This is a genomic window from Shewanella sp. 8A, from assembly GCF_023475945.1.
GTDB classification, from domain to species: domain Bacteria; phylum Pseudomonadota; class Gammaproteobacteria; order Enterobacterales; family Shewanellaceae; genus Shewanella; species Shewanella xiamenensis.
Genome location: NZ_JAMDJP010000001.1, coordinates 94,502 through 118,176, shown reverse-complemented (window position 1 = coordinate 118,176; position 23,675 = coordinate 94,502). Strand labels below are relative to the sequence as shown.

Sequence of the window (23,675 nt, the reverse complement as noted above, 5' to 3'; positions counted from 1 at the left end):
GTCTTTACCTCTTATCAATCAAGGCAGCAGGTAGCTGAAGGTAAACATCAGCAAGTGCGCGTTGTAGTTATGGTTTAAGTCGCCTAGGGTGATTAACCCAGGAATGCTATTGACTGCGGATTGGCTATAGTCAGTGTCGTAATAACGCTCGTACTGATAACTTAGCTTGAGCCCCATACGCTCACTCAGAGCGTAGCGACCATAGAGCTCGACACTGTGGTGATAGGAGTAGTAATCGCCGTATGGCTGGACCTCGTTATAGGTGACTAAGATATCGCTTGCGGAGTTGGAGAATTGATAATTCCCACCAAGTGTCAGCCTGTCATCGAATAAACCACTATAGGTAAACCCTGCACCTAAATTGATAAATTCATCAGCAACATCGTTATACCAGTCTGGTGAGGAAAACGATTGGCTACCCGCGATGGTGGAGTCTATCCATTGTTGGCTTGCTGAGGCATAGAGGTGCAATTGCTCAGAGAGTTGCATCCCCAATTGCAGGTCATAACCATAATCGGTCGATTCAGTGAGGCCTATAATGGTTTTAGCGTAATCATCCTTGGCATAATATCCATTTAAATCAATAGTCAACCACGAAAGTGGTACATAATTCACCTTCAGATCAACCGCCTGACGCTCACGGTCTGCGAGATAAAACTTACGCAATAGTGGATTTTCTTCAATCGAGGTATTTTCGACAGCGTTGTAGACCGAGCCGCTGCGGTTCTCGTAACGTCCACCAAAATCAATCACAGTGTTTGCCAAGGATCTGATATTCAGCTTGGCCCAAAATGCGTCATCATGGGTTTGTTCCCGCTCAAGGTAACTGCGTTCTACCTCTTTACGGTCGTAGCCTCCCATGAGGCGATACTCACTGTTAAAACGGTAACTGCTGTGGAGTTTGTATATCAGCCTTTCGATGTCCATGGGGACATTTTGCTTAAATGCACCACTGACATTATCAAACTCTAATTGCGCAAACTCCCATACCGAACTTTTATTATCGCGTTCGCTATAGTCAACCTGACCGTTAACACGCCATCGCGGGCTTAACATATTGCTAAAGCCGATCCGCGCATCTAAGGTATCAACCTGACCATCCCAGCTCTGTAACGGATTACCACTGACTTGGATTAAATCGCCATCTTGAAGCATCCGTCCAGCGGCGACACGGCCATTGACGTTGCCACGTCCAAGCATGTATTGCCCAGATAACGAGACTTGATGGGCATCATTATCAGGCGTAGCAGCATAAACATCGGGCAAATAAGGTAAGCTTAAGTTATTAATATTATTTCGGTAAAAACTGCCATGGTAAGCCAGCTCGCTTAACCAATTTTCACCCGAAATATTCAGGCCAGCATTGAGGTTTTCAGTGTTAGCATCAACAGGCAGTGCAAAGTTAACAGGGCGAGGAGTTACTAAACTACTGCGACGATTACCCGTTTTTTGTTCGTGGTCGTAGTTAATAAACGCCTGCATGACGCCATATTGCGCGGCTAATCCCAAGCCCACCTTTTCGCGTTCCAGCTGTAAATCGACATCTCGAGTCGCAGTGTCTGGCAAAAGTAGGCCATTGTTGTGCCACAACTGCGTTTGCGCTCGGCTGTCGTATCGAGTTAATAATTGATAATCAAGGTTCAGGGCATACTGTCCAGACCGACCCGCATCAAGGTGGGCATAGCTGTTCTCTAGTCCCAATTGATATGCTTGAACATTAGCTTCATAACCCGCATTGCGATAACCTACGTCCGCATCCATAGCCGCGCGCAATCCATCGCTGGCATCGCCAAAGGCATTCCCCGCATGAATATCATCATTCTCGGCCCAGCCTGCACTTAACTGCAGCTCACCTTGATAACGCTTCTCTCCTATGCAGCTTTTACACTGATAAGCATCCAACTTTAGCCCTTGCAGATTAGCTTTGTGCACAGAAAAGTCTGCAGCACTCACACCACTGGTAGCAGCAAGCAATCCCAAGGTAATGATATTAAGTTTAAAAGACATGGCAGACTCCTTAATCAACGGGCAAAATTGCTGCCGCTAGGGTGGTTGGAGCCATGGATTTGGCTATGACAATTGAGGCATCCCATACCAGCACCAAACGCGTCAGAACCTGGCTGAGTGACCACCCGACTAGCATGTCCATCATCGGCATGACATTGTTGGCATAGTTGAGGGACGCGTTGCTTGACGAGCGCGTCATTCACACTGCCGTGGGGATTGTGGCAAGTGGAACAGTTTTCGGTCACAGGAGCATGTTCCCACAGGAAAGGACCGCGTTTTTCCGCATGGCAGCTATAGCAAGTGTCATTAACTGAGGTCTTTTTTAAGGCACTCTCATTAAATGAACCGTGGGGGTTATGACAATCGATGCAGGTCATGTCATTCCACTTTAATGGATGAGATGAACGCTTATTCATATCGGATTTCTGCCGAGTATGACAAGAAGTGCACACTTGGCTCACCTGTTGCTTTTGCAGTACCGGATCTTTAGCTGCATGGACTTTATGGCAATCCGCACAGGCTATTTCTTCCATGTTATGTAAGCTGCTATGCCAGCCACTTTGCTCAGTTTTTTGATGGCAACCTAAACAAACGGTATTTTGGCTCGGTGCTGACAATGGACTGTCAGAACCAAAGCTAATCATTGGCTCCTTGCCTCCTTGATTGTGCTGTCCGAGTGGCCCATGGCATGCCTCGCATTGCAATCCTGCCATTGGGGATTTGCTATTATTGATATCGCCATGCACCCCATCAAAAATAGCCATAACGGTGTTATTTTTACGATGGCACATTAAACAAGTATCTGCGCCTTTAGCGGAATATTTACCTTCAGCAAACTTATCTGTGAGTATTTTTTCTATTTGCTCTCCCAGTTTGTGACTTGATGGAATATCTTGAGCTTTAACAGATGGAGATAATATAAGGAACAGGCTCGCTCCCATTATCAGAGTTTTAATTTTACGCCATCTCATATTTAATGCCTTATGGTTAACATGACTTAGCAGTGGAAAATCCACTTTTATAGTAACCACAAAGAAACCAAGGTTAACGATTGTTAATAATAAACATCAAATAAGCCAGCCCACATCTAAAAACCGCTAAAAACCTGCCTTAGATCACTAAAAAAAACAAAAGAAAATCATTCTCAAAAATCATCCAATACATTGAAAGTAATAAAATTAAAAAAATAAAACCAGAAGAAGAAACTGAAATGGTTAATTTATTGTATTAAAGTTGTTTTGATTAAATCCAACATTCACTAAGACTAATTATATTTTGATCACATTTCAACAATCCTAGATTTCTAATATAGAGAAGAAGTTAAAATTAATTAACCACTAAAATAAATTAATTTAAAATTAATAATAACCAGATATGTGAATTAATATAAGGTTATCACTAGCTAAAATTCAGCTACTCTAATAAAGATAAAACTCTTTCAATATAACAAACAAAAACTAATTTAGCTAAATAGCATTAATGCGCTAAATTTATGCACTCACTCGCCAGCCATCTGACTAAAACCCTATGCCTCCACATATAGCGTGACCAAAGTCACTTATCACAACAAGAAACATTACATCTACATCACCAAACATTAGTATCTGTGACGTTGCGTATGCAATACCGTTTATTAACATACTATAACTACATGGACCTACCTCCCTATGACTTGGACCCAAACATATACGCCACTTGGTAGCTTGTGGCTAACTGCAATAGTCGCCTTACTGCCTATTGTATTTTTCTTTTTAGCTTTGACGGTGTTAAAACTCAAAGGTTATATTGCCGGAGCTTTAACTTTATTGATTGCCCTAGCGGTTGCAATAATTACTTATAAAATGCCTGTCACGATGGCAGTTGCATCTGCTATATATGGTTTTAGTTATGGTCTCTGGCCTATAGCTTGGATCATTATTACCGCGGTATTTTTATATAAAATCACCGTTAAAACAGGCCAATTCGAGATTATACGTTCCTCTGTAATTTCAGTGACAGAAGATCAACGTTTACAGATGCTATTGGTTGGTTTCTCATTTGGAGCCTTCCTTGAGGGAGCGGCGGGTTTTGGTGCTCCCGTGGCTATTACTGCGGCATTATTAGTCGGGCTTGGATTCAATCCGTTGTACGCAGCAGGACTTTGCTTAATCGCGAATACAGCGCCTGTAGCCTTTGGCGCGATGGGAATTCCTATCATTGTCGCAGGTCAGGTTTCATCACTTGATCCATTCCATATTGGACAACTCGCCGGCCGTCAACTGCCAATATTATCGATAATAGTGCCATTCTGGCTTATTGCGATGATGGACGGTATTAGGGGAATTCGTCAAACATGGCCCGCTACATTAGTGGCAGGCGTTTCATTTGCAGTTACACAATTTTTTACCTCAAACTTTATCGGTCCTGAATTACCCGATATTACTTCTGCTTTAGTCAGCCTAGTTTGTTTGACATTATTTTTAAAAGTATGGCAACCAAAAGAAATTTTCACTTTTTCAGGAATGAAGCAAAGAGCTATTACGCCAAAATCTACGTTTTCTAATAGTCAGATATTTAAAGCTTGGTCTCCATTTATTATTCTTACCGCGATTGTAACCCTGTGGAGTTTAAAAGATGTACAACTCGCACTAAGTTTTGCCACTATCAGTATTGAAGTACCTTACTTGCATAATTTAGTGATAAAAACGGCCCCGATTGTGACTAAAGAAACCCCCTATGCCGCAATATATAAACTCAATATATTAAGCGCTGTAGGAACCGCCATTCTATTAGCCGCAATAATTTCAATTTTTATTCTTAAAATGTCAGTAAGTAATGCACTTAAATCATTTAAAGAAACATTAATTGAATTAAAATTCCCTATATTATCCATAGGCTTAGTATTAGCATTCGCTTTTGTAGCAAACTACTCAGGTCTATCTTCAACCTTAGCGTTAGTACTGGCAGGCACTGGAGTGGCTTTCCCGTTCTTTTCACCATTCTTAGGTTGGCTAGGGGTATTTTTAACCGGTTCAGACACCTCATCAAATGCTCTTTTTGGTGCGCTGCAAGCCAACACTGCAAACCAAATTGGTGTAACACCGGAGTTATTAGTCGCCGCAAATACGACTGGTGGGGTAACAGGAAAAATGATTTCGCCACAATCTATTGCGGTTGCCTGTGCTGCTACAGGGTTAGCGGGCAAAGAATCTGATCTTTTCCGCTTTACTCTAAAGCACAGTCTATTTTTCTGTACTTTTATTGGTTTACTCACAGTGATCCAAGCATACATAATACCTTGGACACTCGTGTTTTTTACTAAGTAAACTTTTCCTATCAAAAATATCAAAATGCCGAGTGAATTATCACTCGGCATTTTTTATATTTGCGATAAAAATAGTTGGCTGTGCTTATATCAATGACTTTATTTAAATGGACGATATGCACTGCACATATATTTACGTTGTCATGCTAATAGCTCAAGATGCCCGAATGAGTTGCGCCTTATTTTGATTAAGGTAAGACCAAACCACACCCAGAAATACCAAATCCTTGAGAATAAAGAACTCGGTAACCGGTACACCATCAACCAACTTCCATACCGAGGGTAAGGTCAACAGGAAGCTCAGCGTCATGACAAAAGTGATGAGTGCACTCAAACTCGCCCAGTAACCAACACGTGGGCGCCAAATCCCTATCACCAGCCCTATTGCTGTGACTATCTCAACCACACCAATTAAGTTAGATACTCCCTGTTCAGATAAAATGCTATAGAGCCAGTTCATCAAAGGATGACTTGCAACGAGAGGACGAATTGCTGCCGCTTCGGTTGGCGTAAACTTAAATATGCCAATCCAGAGGAGTGTCAGTACCACACCGCCAAGAGCAAGCAAAAAACCTTTATCATATTGTTTCATAAATGCTCCTTAGCTAAGGACGCAAAGGAACTATTGGGAAATCAATTTCTGTTGCGGCCAAATGATTTCCATAGTTGGTCAGGGTGTTGACTACAACTTGGCCGAGTACTTCGAGCATTAATTCATCATCAACGCCAGCGTGACGAACATTAGCAAGTTGTTCATCGGTGAGCACTCCACGTTGATGAACTAACGCGGTCGCCAGTTGCAACAAAGCATTATCGAGAGGAGACTCTGCATTTCCTTGGCGCGCAGACTTTATCGCGTCAACTGATAGGCCGGCCTTACTCGCTAATAATGTATGTGCAGATAGGCAATATTGGCACTCATTACTTTGGCCAATTGCCAGCGCGAGTAATTCACGCTGAGTCGTCGTTAACCGCCCCTTACCTAGTGCGTCAGCAAAAGCCAAAAATCCATTAAATAACACTGGCGAGTGAGCTAACGTGGCATATAGGTTAGGTACCATACCAAGGTTACGCTGCATTGCGGCAAAGCTTGGTGCAACAGTTGAAGAAGGTTGAGAAACAGGTTTAATACGGCTCATAGTCGTGCTCCAATTTAATTGTGTAAGTTACGGTTGATAGCTTACAGCCCACAATGATACGATTTATCGCAAATAGTCCTTAATTAAACGCCTATCGTCTCAAAATGGATCCTCTCTCAATTCTATTGGCTCATACAGCGCCACGTGCCTCGATGTTTTTCGCTGGTAACTTATGCCAAACCTCGCTTAGCCAAGATTATCCTGAAGGGGGCCATCTACACTTGCTTAACGCGGGTGCGATGACGCTTTATCAAGAATTTGATGAACCACGATTGTTAACAGAACCTTGCCTAATCCTTTTTCCTCGGGGGCTTAAACACAGCATGGAACCCGTTGATGCTAAAGGATGTGATCTCGTCTGTGCGAGCGTTTCATTTGGACAAGGAAACCAATCCCCAATACAAATGGCACTCCCCAATGTATTAGTGCTACCGCTGAGTGAACAGCCAGAATTAAAACCGCTAGTCACCCTACTTTTTTCAGAGGCATTTGCGAATCAATATGGCCAAGCCCCCATTATCACTCGCTTGTTGGAGACCGTATTTATCTTATTGTTGCGTTACATCGTTGATAATGGCCACACTCAACAAGGCATATTGGCTGGATTATCTGATCCACGACTAGCGCGTGCGATTGGCGTGATGCATAAGCGTTATGAGGAAAAATGGACAGTAGCAACACTCGCGAAAGAAGCGGGCATGTCTCGCTCACGTTTTGCGGCTCATTTTCAACTGTTGACGGGATTATCGCCACTTGAGTATCTGACTCAGTGGCGAATGATGATGGCATGCCAACAATTATTGGCTGGGGAACCTATTGCTCAGGTTGCACTGAGTGGTGGATACAGTGGCAGTGCAACCTTTGCACGCGCATTCGAACGAGAATTTGGGATGCCACCAGGACGCTGGCTTAAAGCACACCGTTAGCGCTGATGTGCATTAGCTCATCCTTGAGCCAATACGTTCAGTTCACCTCAAATCGCCCAAGATGGGTTTGGGGCGATTACCGTTCTGCTATTGACCGACATCAACCCCTTTTTGATAGTGATACACGGATGAGGCTTCACCATTGAAGTAATACACTAATTGACCGTGTAATTGATTATCAACGTACTCCTCGCTTCGCTCCAAGCTGCCATCTTCGTTAAAGCTGTAGCTTTTACCTTGCAAGCGGCCTTTATCATCATATTGCATCAGCCCTAATAAATGGCCATTTGCCGAAAACGCTTGCCAGCGACCAACTTCGTGGCCCGCACGGTACTGCCCGTGCCAGAGCTTAACCTGGTTATAACTACTGTCATCAACCAACCATTTACCTTCACGTTGACCGTTTACATACTGGCCTTGAGCCTGCAATTGTTTATCAAAGCCACGCTGTAAATACGCACCATGTAATTTTTCGTTTTGATAAAACGCTTGCAGCATTAGCGTGCCATCGGCGGCGATTTCGGTTTGTTCACCGTTAAGCTGGCCTTGTTGATTAAACTGCTCATTACGGGTCATATCAGCGCTTTTGGTCACCCACCTACCGACCTTTACACCGAAATGATATTGCCCGGTGACAAATCCACCGTCTAAGGCATTATCTTCGCGATATGCGCCGTGCATTTTACCTTTGCTGTAGTTTATCCGTCGGACATAACCATTCCAGCCATCCCCAATATACAAACCGTCATGCAGTCCCTTGAGTTGTTCTTCCCGTTCAATCAACTCACCGGTTGCAGTAAAACGCTGACGCAGACTCCAGTCCTTTACAGTATCACGCTGATATTGAGCGGTTAATGCTCCAGTTGCATCGAAGCGTTTTTCAGTAGTTAGCTGGCCTTTGGCAAGATACTGTGTGTCAGTTTGGCTTGTTACTTTGCCTGCATCATCGTAGCTAATATTTTGAATTTCGCGGCCATCCTTATCATACAATTGTTGCGCTGCTAACCGCCCTTGTGGATCAAAACGCTGCTGTATCCCTACCTGCTTATCATGCTGATAGTGTTTAATTTCCTGTAACACATCTGCCGCTTGGTAAACCAACACTTCGCCATGTATTTTGCCGTTAAGATAAAACTCTTTGGTGAATAACCAACCTTCCTTTGTCCAATACAGTCGCTCACCTTCTCTTTTTCCCGCCACCATATTCACGGTTTGCTCCGGCTGCCCATTGTTATGGAAGCTTTCATAAAGCCCTTCCATACCGTTAGCGCCATAGGTTACCCGTGTTTGCAGCTGGCCATTGTCAAAATAACTTTGCGCTAATCCAGATTCCACACCATTCACATAATGTTGATGGTCGCGTAATTGACCATTGGTATGGTAACTTTTCTGCTCTCCATGTAACTGGCCATTCAGGTAGTGGTACTCTCCCGAGAGTTTTCCATCTTCCCAGTAATGCAAATGTGTTCCCTGATAACGCCCTTGTGCATCGCTACTGCCCTTGCGAGACAGTTGACCGTCGGGGTAGAAGAACTCGAAATCACCAACAATATAACTCTCCGCTAAATTGGGACTGTTAACGCGGCCCTTAAAAACCGGTTTATCCGTCTCCAGATAAAATAGCTGCACTGGCCACTCGCCATTTTGCGCTGTTGCCGCTTGCTGCTGATAATAGATGGCTTCACCCGGCACATCGCTAAGGCGCCATTGTTCGTCGAGTAAGATCCGCTCCGCAGACAAATTAAATGACATAAAGAGCACTGATAATATTAATAAAACTCTCATATTCGGCTCCTTAAGGTAATGCTGGGAAGGTGGTAATCCACTGCTTATTCACTGGATCGCCGCTGATGGTCAGATATTCTATCGCGGCAGCTCGCCCTGCCAGCACAAACCAGCGCTCCTCACGTAATACTTGCAGCAACGGGCGCTGATAAAAATCACTGCCATCACCTTGAATAGCTGGAGCTAACGCTACATTCTGCGCATTTAAAAAACGATAACGGCGCATAAAGTCGGCCACCGTTTGAGTAGTATCTAAATTGGGCAGTTGGGTGATATCAATCAGCCAACCTTGTTTAGGTTGATAGGTAAGTGCTTGCCATTGAGGAGTACCAGTGCAGGCTAAAGTGCTGGCCACACGGATACCATAAAAGTTGCGACGGATGCCATCGGCACTCGTCAGTTGATACTGTACAGACTTATCGAGCTGCTCCACTAAGCTGTTTTCAGATTTTATAGATGTCCATTGCAACGTGTGACCATCGACTTGTGGCGCATCCACCACGCTCAAACGACACACCGCGGCTTGCTCGGAGGTTAACTGTAAACCAACGCCGTATTTGGCCAGCATTTGTGGTTCGAGTAATGCGGGATCATCGGGGATTGAGGGTTGCGGTTGCTCATCGTAATGCGCATACATATCGTCACGGTAAAGCGTTGTCTCATACACTGGGGGATAGTTGGTATTTTGCATGTAATCGTTCATCGGAATAAAACGAACATTTTTAGTCAATTCGCGACTATCCGCGGCAGTATTAACATAAATGGTGAGCGTCGGCGGCTCAGCAGGAAAGCTAAACAGGGTGGTGGATTGATATTGCTCCGATGAGACTAACGCCAACATATTCAGCTCAGCAGGGGTTAACCAATCCGGCCCTGTCGTAGTCGGGGTTTGGTACTTCAGCATAGCGCCTTCAGCCCCGTCAAATCGGCCAGTCAACCAAGATTTATTGGTCGCATCCTTCGATGTCAGCAAATAAGTGAAGGGTTTATCGGCAACGGGGATCAGCTCTAGTTGTAAATCTTGATACTGCAAGGTCACCGTTTTGCTTGGATCTGGCGTCAAGGTCAGTTTGACCAGTTTCGCCCCTTGATAATGGGCTTTAGCACGAAACTCAGCTACCTGATCAAACAGTGTCGAGGGCTCGTTCCAGCCGATAAGCAAATGTTGCTCAAGGGAACGATAAAAACCATCCTTTTCAGGATAACTGTAACCACCGACCTTAAATAGTTGTATTGGCAGCACGCGACCATCGGCACTGTGGGCGGTGATATCGGTTAAGTGAAAATCACCAGAGGCTTTTAAACCTGAAACATCATGCTGATAAGCAAGGCTTAGTTGGTCATCACTTAGGTCAAAGTAACCCGCATCAAGCGCAAATACCGCCTCTTCCGCTAAGGTTTTATTCGCATCTTCTAGCACTAATTCAGGTTGTTTTGGGTACTCTGTTGGCGGGAAATCGTAATCAAAACCCACTCGTTGCGATAGGTCACCCAGCTTTCGCTCACTGGGCACCATTATCACATTGCTGCGCATCACGCCTTTAAAGCCATAACGCTCAAATGGCGCTTCAGCGACTAAAGCCATCTGCACTAGCCAACCTCGCTCACGCTCTAGCATCAGTTGGCCGTAAATGTTGGCTTGGGCACCGTCACTTTGCACTTGAGCCAGTACATGTGTCTCTGTGACTTTTAACACGGTAAGCTTGGCATTAGCATGGCCTTGATAGGCTGGAAGCGCAACGATAGCGCCCTCTTTAGCGGGTATGCTGTTAAGAAAGACCGATGAACTAAATAGCTTTTTAAGCTCCTGCTCCAGTTCAAGCCCCCGCTCAGCCAACTGCGCTTGCCATACAGGCTTGTTGAGTGCGCTAAATGCTTTAACGCTGCCATCGTCTAAATTTAATGTAAATTCAAAACCCTGTGAAAAAATAGCGTGCATTTCAGGGTTCCGATCAGCCCGTTCGCCACTACTCACGCCACTCCCTTGACCATCACGCATTTTCATATAATCGACATGCACTTCAAACCGACTATTTGTGCCCGTATCGAGAACCTTATAACGCAACAATTGATGGGATGTGGTATTCACTGTTTCGGTACGACTATCCGTATCGACTGTAATCTTGGTGGAGCTATACACTTGATATGCACGCTCTTCACCTTTTTTAGGATTAAACTCCACATCAGCATCCCCAAAAGAGCAGGCCGATAATAGAAAACAGCTCACTACGCTAACCAAATACTTCATGGTTATTCCTTGTAACTAAATAATTAAACGCCGCATTATGCCCGTTCATGGAACATAAAGAAAATTATTAGGTTATTTTTTACTTATATAGTAGTCATTAGCATAGTATTTTTTCTATGCAGGCTTAACGGCTATTTGGCGTGTCGCTTAATACTATATCTTTCGAGGGCTGAAGAAGGAGGGAATATTAAAGAATTAGAAAAGCACCGAACTCAAAATATCACTAAATAGTGGTTTAAAGCAAAAAATACTGCCAGCGCAACAAAGTAAACATCATGTTGCAAAACTAACAACTAGGCTAAATAATTATCACCTTGCTAAATACAGTACATAACTTAGCAAGGTGATAAACTATTGATAAATTTTAGAAGTCGTAACGCATACCAAGGCTAATAATGGTGTCGTCAAAATCATCATATTGCTTCACATCAAACTGACCGATTTCGGTGTGTAGCCGTGTTGACTTACTCAATTTATATTCAGCACCAATCGCCCACTGAGAGATTTCTGGTACCTCATCAATTAGGGTGTTTTTACTGGCATAAACACGATTCGCGATTAATCCGGTACCGGAGTTATCAAATCCATATTGGGCCTTTAATGATAATTGGCCTAATTGATATTTGGCACTAACAATAACACCGTCACCTTCACGCTGTTGCCAATCGGTTTTATCAGTATTCACCAATTTTGAATGTTGCAGCATTGTCGCAAACTGCCATTTATCCCACTTATATTGGACAACGCCACGGTAAGCTTCAATATCTTCCACACCATCACTGTAGGCAACTGCAGCGTACACATCGCCCGTTTTAAAGAACTTATCACCATAGGTAACCGCTAACTGGTAATTGCCATTATCACGGCGGTTATCATTATTAGTGTAATGATTGTCCTCCAATAAATAGCTCACACCTAATTGCAACTTATTCCAATGGGCGGATTTGTATTCAAAGGAGTCCCCCCAACGCTTATCACCGGCAAATAAACGGTCATGTTTTAAGGAGTAATTGTCCATTGCATCTGACATCCCCTTAGCCATTTTAAATACCGGATCAATCCGTCCAACCGCTAAGGCACCATAAGTGCTGTGCTTCACACCAATAAATGTTGGGCGTGCTGAGAATGGTTTATCGCCACTATCTTGGCTCTCACCATTTACGCCAACCTCAATTTGATAAAACAGTGAGGTGCTGTCGGTTAATTGGCTAGCGCCTTTAATACCGATGCGCGTAAAGTTATTTTCTAATACGGTGCCGCTTTTATTTTTATGCGTCGCACTGCCACTATCGGAATTGGTTACCGAATAATCGATACGACCATAAAACTTATGTTCATCGGCCACGGCCTGTGTAGCACATAGCGCCAAGGTAAGCATCGAAATAGCAAATGATTTATTCATCATGTTAGGTATCCAATATTACTGAGCAGGTAAGGCATGTTCATTAATCACGCCATCGGCACGCATTTGCTTGTACAACACATCAGCGAGTCGCAGATAGTTGTCCCAGGCATCTGAACGCTTAGTAAAGCCGGTTTGAGCGTAACTACCAGTATCACCTGCCGCAGGTAAATCATTAATATTGAACAGCGAACCACCCTCTTTCAGATGCGAAGATAAGGCATCAATCATCACGTTAAATCCGATACGCGCGGGTTCAACATAATTAATCGAGTCATATTTGGATTGGCGATAAAATGCTTTCAATGAGGCGTCTTGGATATCTTTCTTCTCGTCAGCAAAGATTTCATCGTAATGGGCATGGGTAATTTTGTGGCTATTTTTATCAACCACTAACCGCAACATCGCGGTAACGCCTGTCCAGCGACCTTTTTCATCGAGCAATTTTTCGGCTTGCTGATAAAAAAGCGCATCACTCGCTCCTGCTTGAATCCGACTATGGATCTTAGCTGTCAAGGGGATCATCGATTGCTGAATGCTGTTTGAGGCGCCAGCAACAATATCAATACCTTTATATTTTAATCGGTTAGGCTCGCTGAGCTGGTTGCCTAACTTAGGATCGTAGTGAGGATTTAACTCAAAGGTAAGCTGGTCTTTTTCCATCATTAGCTTTTCCATGGTTAATGCGGATTGTACCCATGCGGTGCCTTTCTTTTTGCCCATAGAGAAATTGTATTCAGACATACGCTTAGGCACATTTTGGTAAAGGCGAGTGTAGTAATTCGGACGACCACTTTCATTAAACTCGGCCAGGATCACATCCTGAAGGTTGTTTGAATCCACTACCACCAACATGCTACCCATATGCCCTTGACGGAAACGGGCTTCTTCAAAGTAGTAATCACCTTTCACTAAGCCTAAACGCGGTTGGATAGACCATTTCAGTTTAAAATCATCATCCCCTGTTTGGCTGCGAGCACCCACGCTTTGATATTCAGGCTTACTGCCATCTACACGAGGTAAATCATTGATTGCTTTTAAAATACCATTGGATGAGTAGGTTGCGCCTGAGATGGCATCAATCCCCTCATGACCATTACGGCTCACAATCTCGGGTAGCAAACGCTCAGCATTAAGGTACAGTGACTCGGTTTCTTTATGTGACAGAGTTTTTACCTGAGTGATATTCCCCTGCTCAACCTTAACTTCAAGGGTGATGTCGCTCTTTTTACCCTTACCACTGACATGATGGACGCCATCAATATATTTCCCCTGCGGTGCGGTATTAGCACAACCTGCTAAGGCAAATGTTGCGAATGCAACCGCACTAACCAGCAAACTTTTTTTAAAATGTAATTCAGTTTTCATCATATAACGCTCTTCAACTAATGAACTTGCCGCCAGCATAGACCTCGGAAAGAATTCGACAATTGCGGATAACCGCAATATGCCAACCTCAATTCAAAATAGTTGAGTTAGCTAACACTTTGCTGATTGATTACTGTCATCAACTGAAATTCATGCTACTAATTTAATCGTCATCAAGATGGGGGATGTATGAAATATTTATTATCTTTTACTGTATTAATTTATCTCTTTTTTACGCCAACAATGGTAAATGCGACTTTTTCACCATTCGACTGCAATACCAATGCAACATTTAATTATGAGCACGGGAAAGGCAGTATGAATACGTTAAAATATTTTGGCACATCTATTACCATTGATATTTACGAAGCGGATAAAGACAAATCCTATTTAGCATTATGCCATGCACTTAATGTGGTGCAGGAATATCATTATTTAGCATCAAACTTTAGCACTTACCCTGGCTACACCAATATCCAGACTATCAATAACAATCCTGAACAATTACACCATATCGATGCAAAACTCACCGAATTATTAGCAACCAGTATTGAATGGCATGGCATTACCCAAGGCCGATTTAACGTTGCCTTAGCCCCCGTGTTAGAAGTTTGGCGAAGCTATCGAAAACGTTGCCAACAGGGTGGCGCATGCGAACTACCCAGTGATATCGAGTTAGCCAACGCGGCAAAATACATTGATATAAAACAGATAAAACTCGATGTAAACAATAATACCATTCAAATGAAACCAGGAATGAAGCTGGATTTAGGCGGTATAGCCAAAGGTTGGATGGTTGAAAAAGTGTACGACCAATTAAAAGCCGATAATATTACTGCCTTTATGATTAATGCCGGTGGAAATATTCGCCATTTTGGCACCCACCCAGATGGCCGCCAATTTATTACAGCAATCGAAAATCCATTAATCCGCAAATATCAACTAGAAAATAAAGATAATATCGAGATTAATAGCGGCAATATTTACCATGAAATCATTCAAGGTGAAGATATTACCATTGTATCCAGTGGTAATTATTTAAACTATTACACTGTAGATGGTCAAGAATATCATCACATTATTGATCCAACGACACTCTATCCGAAAAATGAAGGTATCTCAGTATCGGTTATTATGAAGAATAAACCCATTCTTGCTGATGTGATTTCAACCAGTTTGTTTTTATTACCGATGCCTGAAGCGCAAGCCTTAATAAAGCGTATTGGCGATATTGAAGCGGTATGGTTTCTGGATGAACAAGGCACCAAAATCGCCACCCCACAATTTGAACAATATCGCGCTAAACTCACCCCTTAGGCTAATGTGTGAAGCGGCTCAATATATCAGCAATCACTAATGGGCATAATATAGCCACTATTTTTGGCCATCAGCTCAGCATCGCGCAGCCTATTTTACAGCGATGCTGTAACGTCTTGTTGTGTTAACCACTAAATGAAATCGCCCAGCCAGGTTTAAATCATGTATCAATTCTTCACTCGATTAATGTTTATCCTGGCCCTTTTTATCGGCTTTAAGCTGCCAGCCATTGCCGCCGATAGCCATACAAGTGATCCGGTGCGAATAGGCATAATGGCGTTTAATGAACCCGATGAAGTCATGGCCAATTGGCAACCTACTGCTGATTGGCTGAGCCAGCAGTTGCATCGTCCGGTACAACTCACGCCATTAACGCCAACTCAATTAGATGAAGCACTCGCTAAGCAACGTATCGACTTTTTAATTGGCAATGCCCTCACCACGGTCGCATTTAAAAAAAACTATGGTACCAGTCACTTACTCACCCTAGTCCATAACCGCGTGCATTCACCAGAGCAGAGCATCGGCTCTGCCATCGTCACGCGAATTGACAACAACCTGAGCCAATGGGCACAACTTAAAGATGAAAAGTTAGTATCAAGCGACCCACAAGCCTTTGGCGGATTTCAAATTTTTGCAGCGACGATGGCAACCAAAGGCATCAATGCCTACCGCGATATTCCCCAGCTGCGCTTTATTGGTTTTCCACAGCAAAAACTATTGCAAATGCTGTTATCGGGTGAGGCTGATGTTGCGATATTACCTAGCTGCGTATTGGAAAATGCACAAGAGCGAGGACTCATTCCAGCGAATAAATTAAAAGTGGTCCTTAAGCAACCGCATCCTGATTTTGCCTGCGAAGTATCCACCCAGTTGTATCCCGGCTATGCCTTAACCAAATTAGGCCATACAGATCATAAACTTGCTACCCAAGTGGTCACCAGCCTGTTGCAAATACCCCCAGAGAGCCAAGCGGCGGTGCAAGGAAGATATCAATATTGGTCAGCCCCCGTGGACGATAGCCCGGTATTTGAACTGTTAAAACAATTAGAGCAATGGCCATTTGTCACTAACTGGCAGCGATTACTGCACAATGCCTTACCTTGGGGTGCAAGCTTCATTTTTGCTTTGTTACTCGGCTATATTCATCACTTAAGGGTTAAACGTTTAGTGGTCAAACGCACCCAAGCCCTATCTGCCGAAATAACCCATCATCAGCACACCCAAAAAATCTTACTCGAGCAACAACAACAGTTTTACCGCGCCCAACGGGTACTGCTGACGGGCGAAATGGCCTCAGGCATTGCCCACGAGCTAAAACAACCCCTGGCCGGTATTCGCTATCTCACCCAAGGCTGTTTATATCGGCTAGATAACACCCAAGCCGAACTTGCTACCGCGCTCAATAAGGTCATCAACCAGGTCGATAGAGCCCAAACCACTATCCATCGTCTGCGCACATTTTGCCAACAAAGCAGTGATTACCAGCCCTGTGATTTACGCGCCGTGATAGAAGAAACCTTGACCTTGATGCAACCTGAATTTCAGCGGCTCAAACTCAGCCCTAAAGTCAACTTACAAACCTTACCCGTATTTGCCGATGCCAGTTTGATCCAGCAAGTGCTGGTGAATTTATTACGCAATGCCCTAGATGCCATGGAAAACAGCCCCCATAAGTCATTGATTATCGACACAGGTACCACAAGCGAAAGCGTCTATATTCATATCACTGACTCGGGTTGCGGCCTGAGTGATAACGCCCTCGAACGCTTATTCTTTCCCTTTGAAACCTCCAAACCCCAAGGGCTTGGCCTAGGCATGGTTATCTGCAAACGCATTATTGAGGAACACAAAGGCAAAATTGAAGCACAACATGCCGCGCCGGGGTTAACGGTAAAAGTCACCCTGCCACTCAACCAGCCATCAGCTTAAGAGAGCTCAAATGACACCACTTTACCTTGTAGATGATGATCAAGATGTACTGGATTCGTTAAGCTGGATGCTTGAAGGGATGGGGCTTAACTGCAAAGGCTTTAACGCTGCGGATACGTTTTTAAAAAGTGTTGATATCAAGCAACCCGCCGTACTTTTGCTCGACATCAAAATGCCAAGTATGGATGGCGTCGCACTGCTAAGCCATTTAAATCAAGCGCAAAGTGTAATCAGCGTCATCATGCTCACCGGTCACGGCACCATTGCCATGGCCGTAGACTGCATCCAACAGGGCGCACTCAACTTTCTTGAAAAACCGGTTGATGGTGAGAAGCTATTTCAGCTTTTAACCCAAGCTCAACAACATACTGAGCAAAAATGGCAACAACAAAATTTGCAATCAGACATTGCCAAACGACTCGCCACCCTCAGCCAGCGTGAAACGCAGGTGATGGAAGGCATACTGGCGGGAAAAATGAATAAAGTCATTGCAGCAGAGCTGGATATCGCGCAGCGAACCATTGAGTTACACAGGCAAAAAGTCATGCAAAAAATGCAGGTGAGTAACGCCGCCGAACTTGCTTGGTTGCTAGCCAATCATAAATCTTGAAATTAAGTTTATGATTTAATTAGCCTAATTCTTAGTAGCAGTGAGACAAAGCTCGCTCACTGCGAGTGAAATAAAACCCGAATTGCAGGACGCCCTAACCACACTGACGAGTACAGGGAGATAATGCCTTGGTGTCGGTATTTGATAGCGCGCTACAGGCTGCGCAGGTCATATGGTCACGATAATGTTGGTCAAAAAACTTGATGGTTCTGGCCTCTAACGAATCAAACAGCGCAAAGGTTAAAGGCGTTTTCCAATCGTATCGCGCCATCAGGTTTGCCAAATGTCGATAACAGGTTTCACGGCGACCAGATAAAAACTCAGGCGCAATCAATTGACTTTCAAATTGTGTCAGAGCTCCCGTTAGATAAAAGGTAATTCCTTGAACTAATTCTTTTATTTGTAATGGAGTGGCGACTAATTCACCATTCTCAACCGCTAAATGTAATGAGTCTGTAAACCACCCCCAAAAAGCATTAATACGTTTTTTAAAACGTTCAACTTTTTCATCACTCGCCAATTTCCAAACCATGGTATTTACCGACACCGAACGCAGCGTAAAAAAGCTACTACTGCGCTTAATGGTTTCAAAAGTAAATAATATCGGTAAAAGCACTTTCTCTTGTGCAGTTAACTCTGGATTCTTATGGATAAATATCGGTAAGTGATTTGATGTTGCACTTCTTAAAAATAAACAAACCAACACATCTTCTTTACGTTCAAAAAACTTATATAAAGTACCTGTAGAACATCCAACCTCATGTGCCAGCTGGGAAAACTTAAATGATACAATACCTTGTGATTCAATCAGCCTTTCAGCCGCATCCAATATTTGATTACAACGTAAAATAGAGAGTGAATCAGATGGACATTTCATTCATTTATTCCAACATACGTAAAAAGTACATTATGTGTTGCTAACAAATAATATTTATAGACAGTAAAGAGTTAATCGGGATAAAGGTCACATCCAAACCTTTTAAATACCAACCTTTGTGAGTTACCTCAAACTTACATTTTATCAACAGCATACTTTCATAGATTAAATTATCTTCATCTCGTTCGTTATTAAAGCAATCTACTTCAAAGAAAAGATATTCACGAGATAACTCACGAATAAAATTGTCACTGAAAAAAAGTCGTGACTCACTTCTCCTTAGGCGCGGTTCATAACCTCTATCTTGCTGATAACTGACATAGAGGGTTAACAAAAAATGCATGATAGAAGAAGTTTTTTAAAGCTAGGTGCAGGCGCAGCGGTCGGTGGTATCGCAGCGGCACTACCAAGTGCAGCATCAGCCACTGAATGCGCCTCAAACATTAAATGGGATGAAACTCGCGATGTGATTGTCGTGGGTTCGGGTTTTGCGGGTCTGTCATCCGCACTAAATGCTAAGCGTCAAGGTCTAGGCTCGATACTGGTATTAGAAAAAATGCAGGTGATCGGGGGCAACTCTGCAATCAACGGTGGCTGGTTAGCTATCCCTAAAAACCCAATTCAATTAGCTCAAGGGATCAACGATGACTCGCCCGAAGAGCTAGTGAAGGATCAAATCATTTCTGGCCGCGGTATGCAAAATACCGACATGCTGCGACAAATTGCCAATCGCGCCCTCGATGCCTACCAATTGTGTATCGACACTGGCGTCAAATTCCGCGAAGGCTTTAACCAACAAGTGGGTGGCCACAATAAAGCACGTGCTATTCGCACTCAGCACGGTGTCGGTGGCGATATCACCACTAAGCTGTACGAAGCAGGTAAAAAAGAAGGCGTTGAATACCGTCTACAACACTATGTTGAAGACTTCATCATGGATGGCCAAGAGATTGTTGGCTTGAAAGTGCGTCAAAATTATCGCTTTCCAGATCTCAAAACCGGTAAAACGATCTACATCAAAGCCAATAAGGCCGTTATCCTTGCCCACGGTGGTTTCTCACGTAACTTAGCACTACGTGAACTGGTCGACCCTGCATTAGATAAAACCTTAGATTGTACCAATGCCCTTGGCGCAACAGGCGAAGTCACGCTAACAGCCATGGCACACGGTGCTTTCCCGGTTCATATGAGCTTTATTCAAACAGGTCACTGGGGCTCGCCCGATGAAGGCGGCTTTGGCTGGTCAAATGCTCTGCTCTCGATTGGTTTCCATAAAGGAATTTCAGTCAATGTGTTAGACGGTAAGCGTTTTATGAATGAACGCGCCGATAGAAAAACCTGCTCCGATGCCATTATGAAAAACCGTCATCCAGATGGCTCACCCGCCTATCCCGTGGTGTTTTTTAACCATGACGATCATGTTGGTGCAGAGGAAGTGACCCGCGCGGTACGTGACCAAATCGCTTGGAAAGTCGATAGCCTTGAGCAATTAGCTAAGCAATTCAATATCCCACTTGCACAGCTCAAACAAACCGTTGCCGAGTACAACAAGCAAGTGCCCCAGCGCATTGACCCTTTATTTGGCCGCATGATGGATACGGCAGTTGAGCTTAAAGCGCCGTTTATTGTGTCGCGTATTTGGCCAAAAGTGCACTACTGCATGGGCGGCTTAAAAACCGATTTAGGTGCACGAGTCATACACAGCCAGTCACTGACCTCCATCAAAAAGCTCTATGCCGTCGGCGAAGCGACAGGCGGAACTCACGGTGGAACCCGTTTAAGTTCAACAGCTTGTCTAGAGTGCTTAACGATGGGAATTATCGTTGCTGAAACCATCAAATCTGACATGCAGGCCTAAATCATGATGAAAACATTACTACTCACACTCGTTGTTGCAACTCTGTTCACTGGCGCAGCCAATGCCGGAGACCTCGTCAAGATGAAAGGCAGCACCCAAGGCAGAACCAACCACGAATTTATCTACCAAGATGGTTGTAAAGGGTGTCACCAAGGTTCGGGTAAACAAAATGCCACCGATGCGGCCTGCGTTGAATGTCATGGCGAAATTACCAGTATTGCGGTGGACGAGTCCAAGCTTGCCATCCCTGAAGCCCATCCACACAAATCACTGCACTACAACCAAGGTGCCAGCTGCTTAGCCTGTCACAGCGAGCATGAGAAAAAGGCTCCAGTGTGCGCTGAATGCCACCGCACTTGGTTCAAAGAAATGTAATTTAATTTTTATAATACAAAAACTTAAGAAAGGTAATGATGATGAAAAAATCCACCCGGTTTATGTTGTCCATGGTGGCAACCGCTATCGCACTATCTCAAACTAACGCCTTTGCCGCAGAGCAAGAAGATGGCATCAATGTTGGCGGCGCCGTGCGCGTTAACTATGGCTATCGCGATTATGATGAAAAATCGAAGGATAAAGGCGGCGACTTTAACTTCGACATGGCCGCCATCAAATTTGATGGTAAAAAAGGCGATTTCGGTTTAGCGGCAGAATACCGTTTTACCTCAGGCACTAACTACATCAAGTATGGTTATGGCTACTACAACATTGACCCAGATTGGCAACTGCAATTTGGTATCAACAAAGTGCCCTTTGGTAACCGCGAGTTTATCTCTAACAGTTGGTGGTTTGGTCTGCCTTACTATTTAGGCTTTGAGGATGACCATGACATCGGCTTAAAAGCAACCTATGAGAAAAACGGCTGGCACACGGATTTAGCGTTTTATAAAAATGCCGAATACGGCCCAACCGAAAACAAGCGTTATTCAACTGACTTGTATACCGGCACCATCAATGGCACTGAATACAACAACGAAGAAACCAACCAACTCAACGTGCGCCAAACCTACACTGCCGAATACGAAGGTGGCGCAACCACTTTTGGTGGCTCAGTACAGGTCGGCCAAATCTACAACAGCAAAACCGGTAATAATGGCGACCGCTATGCTGTCGCACTGCATTTAGACAGCAGCTACAACGGCTGGAACCTACAAATGCAAGCCATGCAGTATGAATACAATGCTGCAGATGCTATCGACGACAACAAAATTGGCGTATCGGTGGTGAGCTGGCAGTACGAAATCGCCTCAAAAGGCCAAGCCTATAACATCAACATTGCCAAAACGGTTAACACAGATTGGGGCAGCATTAAGTTTTATAACGACTTTGGTTTAATGACGCCTGATGTTGATGACGATAGCTACGACAACAGCATGCAAAACGTCACCGGTATGGCGATTTCTGCAGGCCCAACTTACACCATGATTGACTTTGTCATGGGTAAAAACATGACCTTCTCGACCGCCAATAACGACCACGTTGGCCTACCAGAAGTCGGTAACGATTGGGATAAACGTATCAACATCAACTTTGGTTACTACTTCTAATATTTGCGCAGTTTAGAACGTCCCTCCTCCCTGCCGTTTTAGACTGCTATACCTTTTTTTGCCCTATTCGTTAGGGCTTTTTTTATGTTTTTTTCTTATAGAGTGAACGATGAAACTACAATATTTACCTAGACTTGCTGTTTATTTTATCTGTTCATCCTCACTATATGCCGCCGATGTGCAATTAGGCGGCTTTATTAAGGCCAACACTCGCTTTGTTGAAGGAAATCTAGCCTTTCAAGACAGTTGGACAGGTGGAGGCAAGGTTGTCGAGCACAGCAAACGCACCCAATTTGGCGCCCAAGAAAGCCGCTTTAATTTGACACTTAACACCGATGAGGCCAAAGCCTTTGCCGAAATCGATTTTGTTGGCTCCAGCCAAGGAAATCCGATTATCTCCAACTCCTACAGTCCACGGCTTAGGCATGCCTATATCAGTTATCAAGGCATCACCGCCGGGCAAACCTGGTCAACCTTAGTCAATACCAGTACCTTTGCCGAAACAGCCGATTTAGGCGGGCCATTGGTAGGACAAGCCATGGTAAGACAAGCACTTATCCGCTATAGCACCGAACAATGGCAATTCGCCCTCGAAAATCCCTACACCTACGGCACCCAAGCCCAAACGGATGGACTAACCAGCGTTACAGCAGCCAAACCAAACTGGATTGATACCAGCCATGACTACATCCCAGATATGATTGCCCGCTACAACCAATCCGGCGAGTGGGGCAATGTGTCTATCTCAGGCTTAGTGCGTTATTTAGATCCAGCGGGCACATCGCAATGGGCTGGCGGGCTCTCCCTTGCCGCCAAACTCCTTACCTTTGGCCAAGATGATCTGCGCCTGCAATTGCACTACGGCCACCTAGGTCGTTATGTCGGCACCGATGCCGCGCGCGATATTATTGAAGGAGAATTAGAAACCTCGACATCAGCCATGTTTGCCTACAGGCACTTTTGGACTGACTACACCCGCTCGACACTCTTTTTTGGTCATACTCGCACAGAGAGAGAACAAACGGATCGCAGCCACGTTGGTGTGAATTTGTTTACCAATTTAACCCAAGCACTCACCCTAGGTATTGAAGTGGGCCGCTATCAAATTGAAGATAACAACAGCTCAGCCCATCCCTATGCGCAGCAGGGAATGGCCAACTATGCCCAGCTCAGCATGCAATTGCAGCTGTAAAGCGGCTCAGACGGTAAGATTATTCGCGAGTAGAGTCACGAATAAGTTTGCCACTCAAAATATGCCGTGATCCAATTCACCTTTACCATCAACCAATCACTTTATTGTTAGTCACGTAACAACATAACCAACACAATATCGCCACTAAGCGATGCAAAAATAG

At 44.2% G+C, this 23,675-nt stretch carries 18 protein-coding genes; 9 read left to right on the top strand and 9 right to left on the bottom strand.

What is annotated here, in order from left to right; translation table 11 throughout:
- Positions 1-18 precede the first annotated feature (18 nt).
- Together M0413_RS00580 and M0413_RS00575 are read right to left on the bottom strand one after the other, a co-directional pair.
- Entirely contained in the window at positions 19-2,007 is a 1,989-nt protein-coding gene (locus M0413_RS00580) for an MtrB/PioB family decaheme-associated outer membrane protein (RefSeq protein WP_249552789.1), read from the bottom strand.
- Positions 2,008-2,021: 14 nt separating this feature from the next.
- Entirely contained in the window at positions 2,022-2,978 is a 957-nt protein-coding gene (locus M0413_RS00575; protein ID WP_172590350.1) for a DmsE family decaheme c-type cytochrome, read from the bottom strand.
- Positions 2,979-3,674: 696 nt separating this feature from the next.
- Here M0413_RS00575 and M0413_RS00570 point away from each other — a divergent pair.
- Positions 3,675-5,312 (top strand): lactate permease LctP family transporter, encoded by a 1,638-nt coding sequence (locus tag M0413_RS00570; RefSeq protein ID WP_037415799.1) that lies wholly within the window; start codon positions 3,675-3,677, stop codon positions 5,310-5,312.
- Positions 5,313-5,465: 153 nt separating this feature from the next.
- Here M0413_RS00570 and M0413_RS00565 read toward each other — a convergent pair whose 3' ends face one another.
- Positions 5,466-5,903 carry a DUF417 family protein gene (locus M0413_RS00565; protein WP_037425515.1) on the bottom strand — a complete coding sequence of 146 codons (438 nt, stop codon included), beginning with the start codon at positions 5,901-5,903 and terminating at the stop codon, positions 5,466-5,468.
- Between the two features lie 13 nt (positions 5,904-5,916).
- Positions 5,917-6,450 carry a carboxymuconolactone decarboxylase family protein gene (locus M0413_RS00560; RefSeq protein ID WP_037415794.1) on the bottom strand — a complete coding sequence of 178 codons (534 nt, stop codon included), beginning with the start codon at positions 6,448-6,450 and terminating at the stop codon, positions 5,917-5,919.
- 104 nt (positions 6,451-6,554) lie between these two features.
- On the opposite strand from M0413_RS00560, the gene M0413_RS00555 reads away from it, so the two are divergent.
- The gene (locus tag M0413_RS00555) at positions 6,555-7,376 is read left to right on the top strand and encodes an AraC family transcriptional regulator (protein WP_069454512.1); all 822 of its coding nucleotides are present in this window, start codon (positions 6,555-6,557) and stop codon (positions 7,374-7,376) included.
- A gap of 87 nt (positions 7,377-7,463) precedes the next feature.
- Here M0413_RS00555 and M0413_RS00550 read toward each other — a convergent pair whose 3' ends face one another.
- The 4 genes from M0413_RS00550 to M0413_RS00535 all read right to left on the bottom strand — a co-directional run bounded on the left by M0413_RS00550 (position 7,464) and on the right by M0413_RS00535 (position 14,182).
- Positions 7,464-9,161: a toxin-antitoxin system YwqK family antitoxin gene (locus M0413_RS00550; RefSeq protein WP_241407103.1), complete on the bottom strand. Its 1,698-nt coding sequence runs from the start codon at positions 9,159-9,161 to the stop codon at positions 7,464-7,466.
- 10 nt (positions 9,162-9,171) lie between these two features.
- Positions 9,172-11,409 (bottom strand): hypothetical protein, encoded by a 2,238-nt coding sequence (locus M0413_RS00545; protein ID WP_249552787.1) that lies wholly within the window; start codon positions 11,407-11,409, stop codon positions 9,172-9,174.
- A 364-nt stretch (positions 11,410-11,773) separates the two neighbouring features.
- Positions 11,774-12,814, bottom strand: coding sequence for a porin (locus M0413_RS00540; protein ID WP_321163451.1), 1,041 nt, complete (start codon positions 12,812-12,814; stop codon positions 11,774-11,776).
- A gap of 15 nt (positions 12,815-12,829) precedes the next feature.
- Positions 12,830-14,182, bottom strand: a complete 1,353-nt coding sequence (locus M0413_RS00535; RefSeq protein ID WP_080612436.1) for an FMN-binding protein — start codon at positions 14,180-14,182, stop codon at positions 12,830-12,832.
- 315 nt (positions 14,183-14,497) lie between these two features.
- On the opposite strand from M0413_RS00535, the gene M0413_RS00530 reads away from it, so the two are divergent.
- From M0413_RS00530 to M0413_RS00520, 3 genes are all read left to right on the top strand, one after another.
- Positions 14,498-15,496: an FAD:protein FMN transferase gene (locus M0413_RS00530; protein WP_249552786.1), complete on the top strand. Its 999-nt coding sequence runs from the start codon at positions 14,498-14,500 to the stop codon at positions 15,494-15,496.
- A 162-nt stretch (positions 15,497-15,658) separates the two neighbouring features.
- Positions 15,659-17,428 carry a sensor histidine kinase gene (locus tag M0413_RS00525; protein WP_249552785.1) on the top strand — a complete coding sequence of 590 codons (1,770 nt, stop codon included), beginning with the start codon at positions 15,659-15,661 and terminating at the stop codon, positions 17,426-17,428.
- A 10-nt stretch (positions 17,429-17,438) separates the two neighbouring features.
- Positions 17,439-18,038: a response regulator transcription factor gene (locus tag M0413_RS00520; protein WP_249552784.1), complete on the top strand. Its 600-nt coding sequence runs from the start codon at positions 17,439-17,441 to the stop codon at positions 18,036-18,038.
- A gap of 94 nt (positions 18,039-18,132) precedes the next feature.
- On the opposite strand, the gene M0413_RS00515 is transcribed toward M0413_RS00520, so the two are convergent.
- Positions 18,133-18,915: a TetR/AcrR family transcriptional regulator gene (locus M0413_RS00515; protein WP_249552783.1), complete on the bottom strand. Its 783-nt coding sequence runs from the start codon at positions 18,913-18,915 to the stop codon at positions 18,133-18,135.
- A 337-nt stretch (positions 18,916-19,252) separates the two neighbouring features.
- Between M0413_RS00515 and M0413_RS00510 the strand changes: the two genes are divergently transcribed.
- The 4 genes from M0413_RS00510 to M0413_RS00495 all read left to right on the top strand — a co-directional run bounded on the left by M0413_RS00510 (position 19,253) and on the right by M0413_RS00495 (position 23,512).
- Positions 19,253-20,773 (top strand): flavocytochrome c, encoded by a 1,521-nt coding sequence (locus M0413_RS00510; protein ID WP_249552782.1) that lies wholly within the window; start codon positions 19,253-19,255, stop codon positions 20,771-20,773.
- A 3-nt stretch (positions 20,774-20,776) separates the two neighbouring features.
- A complete protein-coding gene (locus tag M0413_RS00505) occupies positions 20,777-21,148 on the top strand; it encodes a cytochrome c3 family protein (protein ID WP_086023967.1) in 372 nt (123 codons plus the stop codon).
- A 38-nt stretch (positions 21,149-21,186) separates the two neighbouring features.
- The gene (locus M0413_RS00500) at positions 21,187-22,320 is read left to right on the top strand and encodes a hypothetical protein (protein WP_144375530.1); all 1,134 of its coding nucleotides are present in this window, start codon (positions 21,187-21,189) and stop codon (positions 22,318-22,320) included.
- Between the two features lie 109 nt (positions 22,321-22,429).
- On the top strand, positions 22,430-23,512 hold the full coding sequence (locus M0413_RS00495; protein ID WP_249552781.1) for a hypothetical protein: 1,083 nt from the start codon (positions 22,430-22,432) through the stop codon (positions 23,510-23,512).
- Positions 23,513-23,675: the final 163 nt, after the last annotated feature.